A 16,941-nucleotide genomic window follows, 5' to 3' on the forward strand; every position below is an offset into this window, starting at 1 on the left:
TGGATTGACGTGTTATATATAATAATAGGAGTGGGTGCCGGCTACATCGTTGCCTCGTCTTCGGTGAGGTCGAGGTTGGAGTATTCTTTGGTGACATCGCTGAGCTGTCCTTCCTTGCATCGGTACACGATACCCGGGAAACGGTCGAGCAACGGAATGTTATGGGTCGACATGACGACAGCCGTACCCGTGGTGGTGATGTCCTTGAGCAACTTCACGATGTTGCAAGCCGTCTCCGGGTCGAGGTTGCCGGTAGGCTCGTCGGCAATGATGATCTTGGGGTGGTTGAGCAGGGCGCGTGCGATGGAGATGCGCTGCTGCTCACCGCCAGACAGTTCGTGGGGCATGCTCTCTTTTCGGTCAGCCATGCCCACAGCCTCAAGCACCTCGTCGATGCGCTGGTCTATCTTCTTCTTGTCTTTCCAGCCCGTGGCCTTGAGCACGAAACGCAGGTTGCGGTAAACGGTCTGGTCATGGAGCAACTGGAAATCCTGAAAGATGATACCCATCTCCTTGCGGAGGGCAGGCACCTCTTTGCGTCGGAGTGTCTTCAGGTCTCGTCCTAAGACTTGTGCCGTGTCTGTTTCTTTCTGTGGAAGGTCAAGCTCACAATAGAAAGTCTTGAGCAGTGAGCTCTTGCCGGATCCCACTTTTCCTATCAAATAGATAAATTCTCCTTCCTCGGCATGGAAGTCCACGTCGTGGAGGATGAGTTTGTCTTGTTGGTAAATATTTACTTTATGATAATCGATAAGCATGATCAACTGATATATTATTCAAAGAGACATGTCTGAGCAGAACAGTAGCGATGCGCTTTCTACTCGTGTGACTTCTTGATGCGACGGGCCTTGTCCCAGTTAGGGTTATGGCGCTTGGCGAGCTCGTTGGCGAGCGTCTCGATGCGCAGGCCTTTGGCACTCAGCAACACGATGAGATGGTAGAGAAGGTCAGCGCCCTCATAGACCAGTTGCTCATCTGTGCCGCCGACAGCCTCTATTACCGTCTCAACAGCTTCCTCACCGACCTTTTGGGCAATCTTGTTGATGCCTTTGCGGAAAAGACTCGTTGTGTAGCTGTTCTCCGGCATCTCCTCTTTTCGCTTGTTGATGAAGTCCTGCAACTCGCTGAGGAATTCCACGGGATTGCAGTCATTGGTATCGCCCCAGCACGTGTCAGTGCCTTTGTGGCAGACAGGACCGTCGGGATTGACTTTGATCAGCAGCGTGTCATTGTCGCAGTCGTTTTGGATAGAAACCAGATGCAGGTAGTTGCCGGATGTCTCGCCCTTGGTCCAAAGGCAGTTGCGTGAACGACTCCAAAACGTGACCAGCTTCGTGTCCATGGTCTTCTGATAGGCTTCCTGATTCATGAAGCCCAACATGAGCACGTTCTTGGTGGTAGCATCCTGTATGATGGCAGGAACCAGTCCTCCCATTTTCTCAAAGTCTATTTCCATGTTGTCCTCTATTTACGAATGATATGTTGCGTGTCTAAATCTGTTTATATTCTCACATTGATGCCCTCGCTCCTGAGATACCGCTTCAGGTCGGGGATGGTGATCTCGCCGAAATGGAAGACAGAGGCTGCCAGTGCGGCATCGGCTTTACCCAACGTGAAAGCATCGCGGAAATGCTCTTTCTTGCCTGCACCGCCGCTGGCGATCACCGGTATCGACACTTCTGATGACAGTTGTGCCAGCGCCTCATTGGCAAAGCCCTGCTTGACGCCGTCGTGATCCATGCTGGTGAAGAGTATCTCTCCGACTCCCCGGTCAGCGACCTCGCGTGCCCAGTCCATGAGCTTGAGCGGTGTGCGCTCCCGTCCTCCTTTGATGTAGCAGTGCCAGCCGTCGGCATCGTTGCGTGCGTCAATGGCGCAGACGCATACCTGTGAGCCGAAGCGCTTGGCGATCTCGTCAATGAGTTCGGGATGACGGATAGCTGCCGAGTTGATGCTGATCTTGTCGGCACCGGCATAGAGCAGACGCTCCACGTCGGCAATGCTCTCGATGCCGCCTCCGACAGTGAAGGGAATATTGATCTCCCGTGCTACTCTCGTGACGAGGTCCGTGAAGGTCTTGCGCCCGTCGGATGTTGCTGTGATGTCGAGATACACCAGCTCGTCAGCACCTTGCCGGCTATATTCCTTTCCCAGTTCCACGGGATCTCCGGCCTGTCTAAGGTTGACGAAGTGTGTGCCTTTGACGGTCTCGCCGTCTTTGACATCAAGGCAGGGTATGATACGTTTTGCTAACATCTTTATCTTTCTTTGACGTTGATGTATGGTTGTATGTCTGCGGCACTAATCTTTCCTTCGTACCATGCTTTACCGAATACCACGGCTGACACCTTGGCCTGGTCGAGTGCGGCGATGTCTGCGATGCTGCCCACACCACCGCTGGCGATGAGCTGCAGATGGGGATAGCGTGCCATGATGTCGCGATAGAGTGCTGTGGAGGGGCCTTGTAATGTTCCGTCGCGCGAGATGTCGGTGCAGAGCACCTTGGTGATGCCGGCCTCCACCCATTCATGCAGGAAATCTGTCAGGCTGACGGAGGAGTCTTCTTTCCAGCCGTTGATACTGATGCGTCCGTCGTGAGCGTCGGCGCCGAGGATGATGCGGTCGGCACCAAAGTGGTTGATCCACTTTCCTACTTCTTCAGGATTGGTGACGGCGATGCTGCCTGCGGTGACCATCGAGGCTCCCGCCTGAAAGGCACGGTCGAGATCGTCGTTGCTCTTCACGCCACCGCCAAAGTCTACGATGAGGTTGGTGGAGTGGGTGATGGCAGAGAGTACGTCCACGTTGACGATATGTTTGGATTTGGCACCATCGAGATCCACGACATGCAAGCGACGGAAGCCAAGCGCCTCAAACTGCTTGGCCTGATCCACGGGGTCGTCGTTGTAGGTAGCCACCTGCTGGTAGTCGCCGCGCGTGAGACGCACGCATTTGCCGTCGATGATGTCTATGGCTGGTATGAGTTCTATGTTGTGCATGGCTAATCCTGATTAATCTTTCATCTCTAAGAAGTTACGCAGAATGGTCTCTCCCACCTGACCACTCTTCTCCGGATGGAATTGCGTAGCCCAGAAGTTATCCTTATGGATTGCTGCGGAGTAGGGGAGAATATAGTTGGCCTGAGCGATCGTGTTTTCGCATACAGGTACGTAATAGCTATGGACGAAATAGGTGTAGTCGCCGTCGTGCAGTCCTTTGAAGAGGGGTGATTTCAGATGTGTGAGCTCATTCCATCCCATTGCGGGCACCTTCTCGTCGTGGTGGTTGGGAACAAACTTCTTCACATCCACGTCGAAGATGCCCAAGCAAGGAGTGTCACCCTCTTCGGAGTGGCGGCACAACAGCTGTTGTCCCACACAGATGCCCAACACAGGTTGGCGCAGACCTGTGATGATCTTGTCCAGTCCATGTTGGCGCAGATAGTCCATGGCAGTCTTGGCATTGCCTTGCCCCGGGAAAAGGACACGGTCAGCCTTTTGTAGCTGCTCTGCCTCGTCGGTGATCCGTGGAGTGATCCCTAACCGTTTGAGAGCGTTTACCACTGAAAACATGTTGCCCGCATTGTATTTTACGATCGCTATTTCCATAATTGCTGCAAATTTACGTTTTTTTGGCTACAATCGTGCAAGAATGCAAGAAAAACAGAACGCCAACTATCGATTTTCTTTGTTTTTGAGCTTCTGAGCTGGCAACAGAGGCCTATCTCAGCCGCATTTGCAAGCGTCCGGTATAACTGACGGTCAGTTGCACTTCATAGCTGCTCATACTGTCGGGAATGACCAAGACTGCAATGTAGTGAACGCCATTCTGATCGATCGAATCGAAGATCAGATCGCTGAGGATTGCCTGGCTCAGGAAGTCCTCGGGTACGATATGCTTGAATTGCTGCTTGCGGAAGTCGCCGGAGAAGAGCTTTGTGGCGCCGTGATAGACATTGAGGTTGACGATGTTGTCGTAATAAACATTGTCTACCTCCACGCCTTCATCGTTGTATGAGGCTTTGACAACCTTGTAAGTGGTTGGGTTGACCGTGACGTAGCAATGGTATCCGACATTGTTGTAGCTGACAATGGTGTCGCGCTTGATGAGCTGGTTTTGGTTGACAGCCTTAGGCTTTTGGTGTGTAAACTGTGCGGCGTCATCCGGATCATCACTTTTTTCAAGCTTTACCTCGTCACCGTTTTGGTTTTTGAAGATAAAGAGGTGGGCAGTCTGCTTGATGATGGGGTATTTGACGTCCTCAGCGCCATGCAGAACGAGCGTGTCGCCAAATATCTGGAACCTCACGGGCTGGCTGGTCGTGTCGGGATAGAAGATCGAGTCGCCTTGGGCTTCGAAGGCGACGCTCTCCTCATCTTCGTTCACCCATATACCTTGTAGCATCTTCTTGGCCGCGAGGTCTTCTTGCGGAGCTGAAACTTGTTTAGCCCGGTTACGGCATCCGCCCATACTCATCGCTAAAGCTGTGAGCAAACATATCAGCAGAAAGAAATGCTTTTTCATAGACTACTATTTATATATAGGTGTATCACGATACCTTGTTGACAAATGTTGATGGACTATTGTCCAATACAGTGATAATCGATTCCGGCCTCCCTGAGCTCTTTGGCATCGAAGATGTTTCGGCCGTCGATGACCAGTGGCCGTCGCATGGCGTGTGCGATGACATTCCAGTTGGGCAGACGGAACTCCTTCCACTCGGTGAGCAGAAGCAGTGCGTCGGCCTGGTCGATGGCGTCGTACATGTCGTGACAATAGACGACAGCATCGCCGACACGGCGTTTGCATTCATTCATCGCTACGGGGTCGTAAGCACGGATCGTGCAACCGGTATCCTTCAGCAGTCTGATGATGACCAGTGCTGTAGACTCACGCATGTCGTCGGTTTCCGGCTTGAAGGCCAGTCCCCAAAGGGCAATGGTCTTGCCTTTGAGGTTCTCCGTGCCATAAGCCTTCTGGAGTTTTTTGAAGAGCACTGTCTTTTGACGCTCGTTGACATGCTCCACAGCCTTGAGCACTTCCATCGAGTAGCCGTTGTCGTCGGCGGTCTTGATGAGTGCCTTTACATCTTTAGGAAAGCACGAACCGCCATAGCCGCAACCGGCGTAGAGAAATTTGCGGCCGATACGGGTGTCGCTGCCGATGCCCTGTCTGACCATATTGATGTCGGCATGAACCAACTCACAGAGGTTGGCCATGTCGTTCATAAACGAGATGCGGGTGGCGAGCATCGAGTTGGCGGCGTATTTGGTCATCTCGGCGCTGGGGATGTCCATGAAGATCACCCGGAAGTTGTTGATCAGAAAAGGCTTGTAGAGTCGGGTGAGAATCTCTTTGGCACGTTCCGACTCCACGCCGATGACCACGCGGTCAGGGCTCATGAAGTCCTTGATGGCGTTGCCCTCTTTGAGAAACTCCGGGTTGCTGGCTACATCGAAGTCCACCTTTGCGCCCCGCTTGTCCAGTTCTTCCTGGATAGTGGATTTGACTTTCTTAGCCGTACCGACGGGCACTGTGCTCTTGGTGACCACGACTACATATTTGTTGAGGCTCTGTCCAATGGTCTTGGCAACCTGCAACACATAGGTCAGGTCGGCCGAGCCGTCCTCGTCGGGTGGCGTGCCGACAGCCGTGAAGATGATCTCCTGGTCGTTGACGATAGAAGCGAGGTCGGTCGTAAACTTCAGTCGGCCGGCCTTGACATTCTTCTGAACCAACTCCACGAGACCGGGCTCGTAGATAGGAATATCGTTGTTCTGGAGACGTTGGATCTTGTCAGCATTGGTGTCGACACAGGTGACGATGGCGCCTGTGTCCGCAAAGCACGTGCCGCTGACGAGTCCGACGTATCCGGTACCTACAATTGCTATATTCATTTCTATACGTTTAAGCTAAGTCTGTGCTTAAAGGTAAATTATTCAAAGAAGTCAGCGTCTTTGAAGTCTTTGCCTTCCAAGTCCTTAGGGCTGGTGACGACATCTTTCTGGTCTATAGGCCAGTTGATGCCGATCTGCGGATCGTTCCAACGGATGCTTGCCTCGTGGGCAGGAGCGTAGATGTTGTCGACTTTATAAGTGAAGATGGCTTCCGGGCTCAGCACCAGAAAACCATGGGCAAAGCCACGGGGAATAAAGAGCTGGCGCTTGTTGTCCTCAGAGAGCTCGACCATCACATGCTTGCCGAAAGTAGGTGAGGACTTACGAAGATCTACGGCCACATCGAGCACTTTGCCTTTGATGACTCTGACAAGTTTGGCTTGAGAGTATGTGCCTTTCTGGTAATGCAGTCCACGCAGGACACCGTAAGACGATTTCGACTCATTATCCTGAATGAAGTCAACCTTGCCCACATGAGCCTCAAAGTCACTCTTTTTCCATGCCTCGAAGAAATATCCGCGGTTATCGTTAAATACTTTTGGGGTTAACACCCATACCCCCTTAATATCTGTTTCTTCGTATTCCATATTGTCTTTCGTAATATTTTGCCACAAAGATAACAAATTCATTTGAATAATTTGCACTGTTGTCTAAAAAAAATGTTGGTGCTGATTTTTAGTTAGCTATTTTTTGGTGATTATGCCCTTTTTTCTTAATTTTGCAAACGTGGTAAAATTAAGTAGACATATAGAAATATTGCTTTTGGACAATGATTGTGTCATAGTCCCCGGCTTTGGTGGATTTATGGCACACTATGTCAGTGCTGTATACGATCAGGCCGACGGCACCTTCCTGCCGCCGAAACGTACGGTGGGCTTCAATCCAAAGCTCACCATCAATGACTCGTTGCTGACCCAGTCGTATGTCGAAGCTTATGATATCAGCTATCCCGATGCCTGCAAGCGCATAGAGGAGGAAGTGCGCGAGCTAAAGGGACATCTCGAAAACGAAGGCTTCTACGAGTTGACCGACATCGGAGTGCTCCGGGTCAACAGTGAGGGGCATTACGAGTTCTCGCCTTGTGAGGCCGGGATACTTACTCCTTCGCTCTATGGCTTGGGTGCTTTTGAGATGGGGGCGCTTGCCCCTGCCGTCAAAGAGACGCAAGAAGGGGAAGCTTCTGCTTCGGCGGTTGCTGTGTTGACTGCTACCCAAAATGCAGATATCGAGGAAGCTGCTTCCGAAGAGCGTGACAAGCGCGACGCACGACTGATTGCCTTATGGCGCAACGTAGCCGTGGCGTGCATTGCTCTGATTGTCTTCTTGCTCTTGCCGACACGCTTGAGCAATGGGCAGGGAGTCATCGAAAGCCGCGTCAACACTGATCTGCTCCAACCCGTATTGCCACAACAGAAAATGTTTGGCGAGAAAACAGTGGGGGAGACAGTCAAGCGCGCCAATGTGAAAGCCTTGATACAGAAAGCTAAGCAAGATAGTGCAGTGAAAGCCACCCGTACGGCGCAAGCTGTAGAGGCAGGCTACACCATCGTCTTGGCCAGCCACGTCAGCAGAGTGAATGCCGAAGCTTATGTGCAAAAACTTCACCAAAGAGGCCTGGACAGCGCGAAGGTGTTGATGCTTAGAGGCAGCAGAAAGGTTGTCTACGGCCGCTATCCTTCAGCTCACGAGGCTCAGAAGGTTCGTAACCAGCTTGCCAGCCATGAGGAGTTTGCTCAAGGTTGGGTGATGGAAGTGAAGTAGTAATGATCCATTGAACCATGAAAAAGATTCGTTGCCCGAAATGTGGAAATACCATCTTCTTTGATGAGAGTGAGGTGGATGAGAACAGAACGTTTGTGACATCTTGTCCGGAATGCGGAAAGAAAGTCGGAGTCAGACTGAAGACTGCGAAGAAGTCCGCTGCTCAGGCATCACAGTCAAAAGAGGAGAATAGCACGACATCTGATACTGCAACAGCGTCTACAGAAGCCGTATCATCAGAAAACTTTGGGAAGCTGGTTGTGATAGAGAACCGTTTCCATTATAAACAGGAGTTTCCTTTGCATCTCGGCGATAACGTCATCGGTAGGGCTTCCCGTAGTTCTCATGTCGACTGTGCGATCGCTACGGACGATCCGAGCATGGATATGACGCATTGTGTGGTGAAAGTGTCGCGTGACCGCAATGGTCGACTCAAGTACGTGCTTCGTGACGGTCCGAGCAATACGGGTACCTTTGTGGGCAACGAGTTGCTGGGAGACCATGAGCGTAGGGTGATAGAAGATGGTACATTGTTCACACTTGGTGCCACATCAATCATCTTGTCATTGGAATAAAATCAATTGTGATATACAACAGATCCCAACAACAATGCGGTCTTGGATCTCGGGAAAAGAAAAAGCAGCGCTCCCTGATGTCAGAGAGCGCTGCTTTGTTTTTTGTTTATTTGTCGTTTGCTTCTTTCATTTCACCTTCGATGTAGAGTCTTGTCATCTCCGGTACACCGTTAGTACGGATGGTGATGGCCTTCTTGAAATGGCCGGGGAACTTACCCTTGCCGTTATAGGTCACTGTGATCACGCCTTTCTCTCCCGGTTTGATCGGTGCCTTGGTGTAAGAAGGAACCGTACAGCCACAACTGGCCAGAGCCTGGTTGATGACCAGAGGCTTGTCACCGACGTTGGTGAAGGTGAAGGTGCATTTCTGCACGGGCTGGCTCTCGGAGAAGGTCCCAAAATTATAAGTAACCTTGTCGAACTTGATCTGAGCCTGCGCAAAGGCCTGTCCTATACAACAGAACAGGAGCATGGCGAACAATAATACTTTCTTTTTCATTTTATGATACTTTTTATTTGTTTTCTTTCTGTTGTACTCCTATATATATATAAGGAGTGCGATTCTTTTTGTTGGTTTGTTGATCAGCGGGCATCATATCCCGCCTACATTATTTAAGACTTACAAAAATAGAAAATGTTTCTGACAGATGCTTCTTTTTGTTATACATTTAACAGAATTAAGCGATTATTAAAACTAAGTTAGGACAAAAATAGTTGTTTATCTCAATAAATCCACGTATATTTGCAGTAATTATACCTCAAACCTATAAGTATTCATCTAAAAGTATTTAGTTATGACGAAGGAAACGGAACAGAATGTCGTTACTGGTCACTTAGACAAGAAGAAGCTGATTTGGTTCTTGATCACTGCACTGGTAACGCTGATTATTTGGAATTTGCCAAGCGCCTGCTTTGGTATTGCTGGGCTCACTGTGGTACAGCAGAGAGTGATTGCCATCTTTGTGATGGCCGTGATGTTGTGGATTACGGAGGCGATACCCGCATGGGCGACGTCTATTGCAATCATCTTTGTTCTATTGTTCTGTGTGAGTGATTCCTCCTTCAATTTTTTGCAAGGCAACGAAGGACAGTATGGTCAGTTGTTGGACTCGGTGGGTATCATGGCCTGCTTTGCCGACCCTACGATCATCCTCTTCCTCGGTGGTTTCATCCTTGCTATTGCCGCCACAAAGTCGGGTCTCGACGTGTGGATGGCAAAGACACTCATTAAGCCGTTTGGCAAGAAGAGTGAGAATGTGCTGTTGGGATTCCTGCTCATCACCGGCGTCTTTTCCATGTTCATTTCCAACACGGCTACAGCCGCAATGATGCTGACCTTCCTTACGCCTGTCTTCAAGGCTCTGCCTGCCAATGGCAAGGGGCGCATCGCCTTGACGATGTCTATTCCTATCGGTGCCAACCTTGGAGGTATGGGCACACCGATCGGTACACCGCCCAACGCTTTTGCTTATAAAGTGCTCAATGATCCTGCAGGTCTCAATATGCAAATCAGTTTCGGACAGTGGATGCTGATCATGGTACCACTGGTCATCGTTTTGCTGTTCATTGCATGGGTAGTACTGAAAAAGTTCTTTCCTTTTACTCAGAAAACCATTGAACTGAACATTCAAGGTGATATGAGCCACAACTGGCGTACAGCTGTTGTCGGTATCACGTTTGCCGTGACGATCCTGCTGTGGATCATGGGCAAGTATGTCGGTGTGAACTCCAACACGGTGGCTATGCTTCCGATTGCCATCTTTGCTATCACGGGCGTCATCACAGCCAAGGACTTGCAAAAGATCGACTGGGGCGTCATCTGGATGGTGGCCGGCGGCTTCGCTCTCGGATTGGCACTCAATGGCACAGGGTTGGCAAAGGTTGCTATTCAGGCTATACCATTCGGCGACTGGAGTCCGATCGTGATCTTGATCATTGCGGGTCTGGTATGCTACTTCCTTTCCAATTTCATCTCCAACACGGCAACGGCGGCTTTGATGATTCCTATTCTCACGGTTGTCTGCGAGGGCATGGGCGATAAGCTGAGTGTCATCGGCGGCACATCCACCATGCTGATTGGTATTGCTGTGGCAGCATCTGCAGCCATGACTTTGCCAATCTCTACGCCTCCAAATGCTATCGCTTACTCTACAGGTCTGATCGATCAGAAGGATATGGCCAAGACAGGTATTATCGTCGGTTTCCTGACGCTGATCATCGGCTTTGCACTCCTCATCGTTGTGGGTAAGGCTGGAATATTCTGATGCAGCGTATCTGTTGACGTAAAAAACTATTTCGGGGCACTCTATCGGGGTGCCCTGAATTGTTCTTGGCTATGTACTGACGCGAGAATGTCTCCCTTATATATAATAAGGTGCTGGTTCGCTCGTTATTAATTCATATCGGCGTCACGGAAACGAAGACGTTGTGATCATTAATCAATCCTGACATGTTAGACACAAAACAAATAAAGACCCTTCAGCAGTGTAAGTTGTTCGCTGGTTTCTCCGAGACTGAGATCTTGCATTTCTTCGACGACATCAATTACAAGCTCGTAGCTTTCAGCAAGAATGAGATCTATTCACTTGCCGGTATGCCTTACCGGCATGTGGACATCGTATTGGCTGGTACGATGGTGTGCCGGATGTCTTCTGTCGGCGGAAAACAAATAGAGGTGAGCCGCCTTCGGGCCGGTCATCTCATTGCGCCGGCCTTTATCTTCTCGGCCAATAATCTCATGCCTGTGAGCGTGGAGACGGTGGAGCCCTGCTCGATAGTCCGTATCGACAAGGTGGACTTTGCAAGGGCGATCGATGAAAACAGCCGGCTGTGCATGAACTTCATCCGCACGCTGTCCGACATCAACGTGTTTCTGACGCATAAGATCAACGTGCTTTCGCTGATGACGGTCAGGGAGAAGGTAGGTTATCTGCTGATCAAGAGGGCAAAAGAGCAGAACTCCCGCGTCATCCATCTCTATCGCAGCCGCCAGCAGATCGCTGACAGCTTCGGCATCCAGAAGTTCTCTTTGCAGCGTGTGCTGGCCGATTTCGAGAAAGAGGGCGCTATCGAAATCGATGGCCGGAGCATCAAGATCTTGGACAGCAACAAGCTGAAGTGATTGTTTTAACTTTATTTGTCCGCAACAGGGCACAATTGTTACCTGTCATACTTGAGGGACTGTGCTATCTTTGCAGCGTTAAATATCAGATTGATCATGGGTGAATTAAAAGTCAAAAGAGTCTATCTGCCTGCCGAGGAGCAGGATGGCTATCGTGTGCTGATCGACAGATTGTGGCCGCGTGGCATCTCGAAGGATAAAGCCAACATCGACGAGTGGGACAAACTGCTTGCCCCGTCTACAGAACTGAGAAAGTGGTTTGGACACCAACCTGAACTCTTCCCAGCTTTCTCGGAAAAGTATATCGGTGAGCTCGACCAAAATGCCGAGGCTCACAGTTTTGTCGAGAGATGCAAGGCGCTCTTGCAGCAAGGCAATGTGACGCTGCTCTTCGGTGCAAAAGATGAAACGCACAACCAGGCTGTGGTCTTGAAAAAGTGGATGGAGACGAAGTTATAGTGTTAATTTATTGAAATTGTCAAAGAAAGATAATCGTCCTTTACCATCTTTTTATTACCTTTGTACTCGCTATTGGAAGATTGGCAGAGTGATCGAATGCGCTGGACTCGAAATCCGGTATACCCCTTTCGGGTATCGGGGGTTTGAATCCCTCATCTTCCGCTTTTAAGTCAAAAAGGAAGTCTGATGAAGGCTTCCTTTTTTCGTTTATAGTCAGTAATTTACGAAATTGGAAGCGCGTAAATAATTGGGAATTAGGGTAATAAGGGGATAGTAACCAAGCAAAAAAGAGTTGTAATCTTTGGTAATCATTGGCAAACATTAGGCGATTTGTGTTTACCATAGTGTTTACCACTCCTTCGGTCAGTGTTTACCACTGCATGAGAAAGGTGTTTGCAACTACTTGTTAAAACAAAAAAGCCCCGGAGCGTGTATCTCCGGGGCTGTGCGTCCGTAGGCCAGCGGACGGCTTGCTGTCTTAAATGGCTAACGATGGCCAGGCCTAAATGGTGTCTGCTACTCGCCGTATTCGGTTGCTCAAATCCACAAGTGCTCCTCGCAGCTGTTCGGCCTCGTCAGGCGTGAATCCTCCTTTGCCTCCATTGCCGTCGATGCCGTCCATCTTGTGATAGAGCCAAGATGCCGACTTGTGAAAATAATTATTGGCCAGCTCTCTCCACGATATGGCAAGCAGAATGTCGCTCGCCTTTTTCTTCATGTCGGTGATAACCACCGGCTTTGTCATTACAGTCTCCATATCCATAATATTTTATGATTATTGATGTCTTAATGTCCCTCCCTTTCGGGAGAGGCTTGTTTTACTCATAAGGTTGCCGCAGCATCTTATCAAGGGTTTCCTGCACGAACCACATCAGTTCCGGATAACCGTTGGGGTAAGAGATGTTGTAGTTTCTAATCTGTTCGATAAGGTCTCGCTCTTCATCAGTTACCTTCATGTTACTCATTTTTTCTTTCATATTCGTTATTTCTTTAAGACACAGCAAAGATACTACTAATTTTCGTATTGTTCAAGTAAATAATACGAAAAATCGTATAAAGACAAGAATTTAACATTTCTTAGATTGTCGACGATGGTGCGAATTCAAATAGCAACGAAAACAGGAGAAACTGCTCTGTGATAGATATTTTTTCAATAATCGTACTATATAAAAATGAATCTTTCTGACAAAAGTATGTTCGCCTGAACTTGCAATCTAGAGAAGAGAAAAAGGGACTTTTGATTTCTTAGACTCATTTTTGCCTTGTTCCGCGATCAAAAAGGCTTTTTCTTGTTATCATCTCGGCCTTTTGATATGGTCATCTCGGTGGTTTCATCGTATCAAAAAGCCCTTCTGAGCAGAAATTCTCTAGAGAATTTTCGGTCAGAAAGGCTTTTTGATAGCTGAAGAAAAGAGATACGCTTGTAATATATTGATTATTAGTAGTTTATAAAAACGTGCGAAATTTTGCATAAATCAGTGGAAGACAGGTCTTTGTCGAAAAGAATCGATTCTCGTGGTAGGAAAAATGTCAGTTTCTAAGACAAAGTAGACAGATGGCACAGACTGGGTGCTGATGTTGAAGACAGAAAGACATAAAGGACATATTCTTTCTGTATTGCTATTCAGACAGAAAGACATAAAGGACATATTCTTTCTATATTGCTATTCAGACAGAAAGACATAAAGGACATATTCTTTCTATATTGCTATTCAGACAGAAAGACAATAAGGGCATCACGGTAAATGAGATATTAGCAGAAAAATGTCTCAAATAGCAAGGTTTACGAGACGTTTATCGTACTAATAGAAGAATTTTAAGTTGATATACTGACAATAAAGTTTTTGATACGTGTTGAAAAGTAAGCAATTACCAAAATGCATAATTTTGCAAGCAATACAAATCAACTTCTTAATACCGTTTTTATTCAATCTTTTTTATGAAACACTTTCTATTATCCCTGACCATGGCAGTGATGCCGATGGGAGCGTTTGCCCAGTTTGGCGTGGTGGCACCACTCCACGTCAGTGGCAAGCAATTGGTCGACCAAGGAGGACACGCCGTTGTGCTCCATGGAGTGATGGACACCCCTAATCCCTATTTCAATCGTTATCGATGGGGATCAGCCTGCAACGACGGCACGGTGGCTTCGTGCATCAACTACTTCGACAAGGTCTTCGGGGCCATTCAAAACCCTGCCAAGGGTACGTACTGCAACATCTTCCGACTGCATCTCGACCCTTGCTGGACCAACAATGGGCACGCAAGCGGAGAAGCTGACATCTCGAAGTTCAGTGCCGACCGCCTGCGCAAGTACCTGCAGACGCTTTACTGGCCCATTGCTCAGAAGGCTTTGAACCACGGACTCTACGTTGTCGTGCGTCCGCCGGGGGTATGCCCGAAGGATCTCAAGGTGGGCGACGCCTATCAGCAATACCTCAAAACGGTATGGGGGATTGTGTCAAGCAATGCCAACTTCAAAAACAACTCGGGAACGGTGTCGCTGGAACTGGCCAACGAGCCGGTGCATGTCTATAATCAATATGGTCAAGCTTCATCATCTGCCCTGCACGACTATTTCCAGCCGATCGTCAACATCATCCGACAGAACGGATTCAAGGGCGTGATATGGATTCCCGGTACCGGCTATCAAAGCCAGTATCAAGACTATGCTTCACATCCCATCACCGACAGCAACTTTGGCTACGCTGTTCACGTCTATCCGGGATGGTATGGAGCAAGTGACAAGAGCTACGACCACAACACCTTCATCCGCAACTTCCAAAAGCAGGTGCCTGTGGTCACTTCCAAACCAATCCTCGTCTCAGAGATAGACTGGAGTCCGGAGAAAGCAGGAGCAGGTAAATACAATGAGTTCGGACAGTGGGTGGCCAGCAACTATGGCACCTGGGGCACCGCGTCGACCAGCAAATGGGGAAATGCTTGGAAGGCTGTGATGGATCACTTTGGCAATATCAGCATGACGCTGAGTTCCAATGAGGACTATGTCGACATCGACGCGTTCTTAAAGAACGGTACCATCAAGGCTAATTTCAATGAAAACGTTGAGTGCTGTGCCAAGGCATGCTTCTACTGGTATTATGAGTATTCCAAGAAGAACTATGCCCATAAGAGCGAGTCTTCCTCCTCGTCGTCATCGGCAGGCAACACCTCAAGTTCTTCCTCTACTACTACCGGTGACAATCTTGTCAAGGGCTGGGGCAACGTCAATGATGTCATCCCCGCTGGATGGACGGCCGTGGACAACGGAAGCCAACGGCAAACGGGTAGTCAGAGCAGTGGACCAAGAGTGATGCAGTTCTATCAGGGCGGTGACATGACCACAGCCTTCTATGTGCGTGAGATCAGCCCCGACAAAGCCGGATACATAGAATATGGTGGGCAGAGCGGATACACGCTTCCACTGGTCTGTGGCGAGTATCAGCTCAGTTGCAACATAGCAGCATGGAAAGGCAGTCCGTATGTAAAGGTGGAGGTGTTTGATCCTACCAACACTGTGGTGGCCTCAACTATCGTCAAAGCCAACGGCTGCGTCAATGGCACCAAGAGTACAGCCATCAAGGGCAGCACCCGAGTCAACCTTTCGTTCTATTCCATGATCAAAGGCAACTACAAACTGCGCTTCACGCCGGTCGCCGATGCAAAAGGCAATGGCGGTAATTGGGAAGAAACGCTCGTCGGCAATGTAGGACTCTATTTTAAGGGAAATCCACTGGCCTTCCAAAATGCCAACACTGTACCGGAGGGCTGGAGTATCCTCGATGCCGGGCAAAAGGTTGCTGCAGGTTCTGCTGCGTCAGGGCCGCGCATCTTCCAGTTCAGCCAAGGTGGTTATCTGCCCACCGGCCTCTACATCCGTCAGAGCGACGCTTCGAAGACCGCTTATGCCGAGGTGGGCACAGTCAACGGCTACGGACTTTCACTCAAAAAGGGAAGCTACAACCTCAGCTATTACGCCATCGGATGGGCAGGAAATCCCTATGTGAAGTGCGAGGTGTTTGACGAGAACAATAATTGCCTGGGTTCGCAAATCATACGATGCAACAACAATGTCGGCAAGAGCCTGAACACGAACACCTATGGTGCCAGCTATGGAGTCGTCAACTTCTATGCTAACCACACTGGTTACTATCATTTCCGCTGGACACCCGTGGCAGATGCCTATGGAAACAGCGGCACGTGGCTGGAGGTTGTCTTTGGACATATCAAGATACAGCAGGGCTCGGCGAGTGCCAAGAGCATGGCCATCGGCATCAACGACGGCACGACGACAGCCATCGACAACGCTGTTGAGAGTGGGGAAAAGCAGGATGTCTGGTTCAACCTGCAAGGACAGCGGGTGGCTAAGCCTTCACGTGGAATATACATTCACAACGGGAAGAAAGTCATCTGCCGCTGATAAAGGACATACAGACTTTTAGTCGCATAAAAAAGAAAAGCCCCGACACTGAGCCGTGCCGGGGCTTTTCTTATGCTTTTACTTATTACATAACTCCCTGCATCCCCTCCGGTTGTGATTAGGAAAGAATTGATTACCTTTGCAGAGACATCAACAGTAGCCGGGACGTAAGACAATACTTGAAGTACGTTGTGATTAGCAAAAAATTGATTACCTTTGCAGAGACATCAACAGCTAAGAAAAAGCCGTCCACGCATCTCGCGCAGACGGCTCCAAGAGTTCATTTTATTATGAAATAGCCGAGTCAGAAAGACGCGGCTTGTAAATCTTTCTTTATGTTGCTGAAGCATTCCGAGAGTCTTTCATACGTCTTCTCGCCGGCTTTCTTGCATCCGCTGCTATACTGACGGAGCAAAGATGGATTTATTCCCGCGCGGCGTGCCACTTCGTTCACATTGAAATAAGCGAAGTAATTAAAGAAAGACTGTAAGTCATACTTGTACTCCAGTGTTAAGTCTCCTTTTATATCACCAGCTTCCCTAGCTTCATCGAGACACGATGCTAAATCCTTTTTTGCTTCGTCCACCGTCGATCCGCAGCCATTGAAGCCGCCATCGCCAATCTCGGTACTGCACCAATAGTTGCCATCGGCACCTTTTTCTACTGTTACGATTGCTTTTGTCATATCCTTATGCTTTATACTTTCTT

The 16,941-nt window shown here is 49.1% G+C and carries 18 protein-coding genes and 1 tRNA gene; 7 read left to right on the forward strand and 12 right to left on the reverse strand.

Annotation, left to right across the window (positions count from 1 at the left end; genetic code table 11):
- Positions 1-41: 41 nt before the first annotated feature.
- The 8 genes from NG346_RS03945 to rfbC all read right to left on the reverse strand — a co-directional run bounded on the left by NG346_RS03945 (position 42) and on the right by rfbC (position 6,484).
- Positions 42-758: a cell division ATP-binding protein FtsE gene (locus NG346_RS03945; protein ID WP_262279743.1), complete on the reverse strand. Its 717-nt coding sequence runs from the start codon at positions 756-758 to the stop codon at positions 42-44.
- 59 nt (positions 759-817) lie between these two features.
- Positions 818-1,456 carry a bifunctional phosphoribosyl-AMP cyclohydrolase/phosphoribosyl-ATP diphosphatase HisIE gene (gene hisIE, locus NG346_RS03950; RefSeq protein ID WP_262279744.1) on the reverse strand — a complete coding sequence of 213 codons (639 nt, stop codon included), beginning with the start codon at positions 1,454-1,456 and terminating at the stop codon, positions 818-820.
- 44 nt (positions 1,457-1,500) lie between these two features.
- Entirely contained in the window at positions 1,501-2,256 is a 756-nt protein-coding gene (gene hisF / locus NG346_RS03955) for an imidazole glycerol phosphate synthase subunit HisF (protein ID WP_262279745.1), read from the reverse strand.
- Positions 2,257-2,258: 2 nt separating this feature from the next.
- Entirely contained in the window at positions 2,259-2,999 is a 741-nt protein-coding gene (hisA, locus tag NG346_RS03960) for a 1-(5-phosphoribosyl)-5-[(5-phosphoribosylamino)methylideneamino]imidazole-4-carboxamide isomerase (RefSeq protein ID WP_262279746.1), read from the reverse strand.
- Between the two features lie 12 nt (positions 3,000-3,011).
- Positions 3,012-3,608 carry an imidazole glycerol phosphate synthase subunit HisH gene (gene hisH, locus NG346_RS03965; protein ID WP_262279747.1) on the reverse strand — a complete coding sequence of 199 codons (597 nt, stop codon included), beginning with the start codon at positions 3,606-3,608 and terminating at the stop codon, positions 3,012-3,014.
- Between the two features lie 112 nt (positions 3,609-3,720).
- Entirely contained in the window at positions 3,721-4,524 is an 804-nt protein-coding gene (locus NG346_RS03970; protein ID WP_262279748.1) for a DUF4738 domain-containing protein, read from the reverse strand.
- 56 nt (positions 4,525-4,580) lie between these two features.
- Positions 4,581-5,897 carry a UDP-glucose dehydrogenase family protein gene (locus tag NG346_RS03975; RefSeq protein ID WP_262279749.1) on the reverse strand — a complete coding sequence of 439 codons (1,317 nt, stop codon included), beginning with the start codon at positions 5,895-5,897 and terminating at the stop codon, positions 4,581-4,583.
- A gap of 38 nt (positions 5,898-5,935) precedes the next feature.
- Positions 5,936-6,484: a dTDP-4-dehydrorhamnose 3,5-epimerase gene (gene rfbC, locus NG346_RS03980; RefSeq protein WP_262279750.1), complete on the reverse strand. Its 549-nt coding sequence runs from the start codon at positions 6,482-6,484 to the stop codon at positions 5,936-5,938.
- A gap of 175 nt (positions 6,485-6,659) precedes the next feature.
- On the opposite strand from rfbC, the gene NG346_RS03985 reads away from it, so the two are divergent.
- Together NG346_RS03985 and NG346_RS03990 are read left to right on the forward strand one after the other, a co-directional pair.
- Positions 6,660-7,658, forward strand: a complete 999-nt coding sequence (locus tag NG346_RS03985) for an HU domain-containing protein (protein WP_449727793.1) — start codon at positions 6,660-6,662, stop codon at positions 7,656-7,658.
- A gap of 17 nt (positions 7,659-7,675) precedes the next feature.
- Complete coding sequence (locus NG346_RS03990) at positions 7,676-8,233, forward strand: FHA domain-containing protein (RefSeq protein WP_262279752.1); 558 nt, start codon at positions 7,676-7,678, stop codon at positions 8,231-8,233.
- A gap of 106 nt (positions 8,234-8,339) precedes the next feature.
- Here the strand turns inward: NG346_RS03990 and NG346_RS03995 are convergent, their stop codons facing one another.
- Positions 8,340-8,732, reverse strand: a complete 393-nt coding sequence (locus NG346_RS03995) for a DUF1573 domain-containing protein (RefSeq protein ID WP_262279753.1) — start codon at positions 8,730-8,732, stop codon at positions 8,340-8,342.
- Between the two features lie 295 nt (positions 8,733-9,027).
- On the opposite strand from NG346_RS03995, the gene NG346_RS04000 reads away from it, so the two are divergent.
- From NG346_RS04000 to NG346_RS04015, 4 genes are all read left to right on the forward strand, one after another.
- A complete protein-coding gene (locus NG346_RS04000) occupies positions 9,028-10,497 on the forward strand; it encodes an SLC13 family permease (protein ID WP_262279754.1) in 1,470 nt (489 codons plus the stop codon).
- Between the two features lie 185 nt (positions 10,498-10,682).
- On the forward strand, positions 10,683-11,354 hold the full coding sequence (locus tag NG346_RS04005) for a Crp/Fnr family transcriptional regulator (protein WP_262279755.1): 672 nt from the start codon (positions 10,683-10,685) through the stop codon (positions 11,352-11,354).
- Between the two features lie 96 nt (positions 11,355-11,450).
- Complete coding sequence (locus NG346_RS04010) at positions 11,451-11,813, forward strand: DUF488 domain-containing protein (protein ID WP_262279756.1); 363 nt, start codon at positions 11,451-11,453, stop codon at positions 11,811-11,813.
- A gap of 74 nt (positions 11,814-11,887) precedes the next feature.
- A tRNA-Ser gene (locus NG346_RS04015) sits at positions 11,888-11,975 on the forward strand.
- A gap of 340 nt (positions 11,976-12,315) precedes the next feature.
- Here NG346_RS04015 and NG346_RS04020 read toward each other — a convergent pair.
- Positions 12,316-12,570: a DUF5053 domain-containing protein gene (locus NG346_RS04020; protein ID WP_262279781.1), complete on the reverse strand. Its 255-nt coding sequence runs from the start codon at positions 12,568-12,570 to the stop codon at positions 12,316-12,318.
- 61 nt (positions 12,571-12,631) lie between these two features.
- The gene (locus tag NG346_RS04025; RefSeq protein ID WP_262279757.1) at positions 12,632-12,790 is read right to left on the reverse strand and encodes a hypothetical protein; all 159 of its coding nucleotides are present in this window, start codon (positions 12,788-12,790) and stop codon (positions 12,632-12,634) included.
- Positions 12,791-13,752: 962 nt separating this feature from the next.
- Between NG346_RS04025 and NG346_RS04030 the strand changes: the two genes are divergently transcribed.
- On the forward strand, positions 13,753-16,233 hold the full coding sequence (locus tag NG346_RS04030; RefSeq protein WP_262279758.1) for a glycoside hydrolase family 5 protein: 2,481 nt from the start codon (positions 13,753-13,755) through the stop codon (positions 16,231-16,233).
- 304 nt (positions 16,234-16,537) lie between these two features.
- Here the strand turns inward: NG346_RS04030 and NG346_RS04035 are convergent, their stop codons facing one another.
- Positions 16,538-16,918 carry a pilus assembly protein HicB gene (locus NG346_RS04035; RefSeq protein ID WP_262279759.1) on the reverse strand — a complete coding sequence of 127 codons (381 nt, stop codon included), beginning with the start codon at positions 16,916-16,918 and terminating at the stop codon, positions 16,538-16,540.
- Positions 16,919-16,941: the final 23 nt, after the last annotated feature.

This window comes from Hallella absiana (assembly GCF_025457485.1).
In the GTDB taxonomy this organism is placed as follows: domain Bacteria; phylum Bacteroidota; class Bacteroidia; order Bacteroidales; family Bacteroidaceae; genus Prevotella; species Prevotella absiana.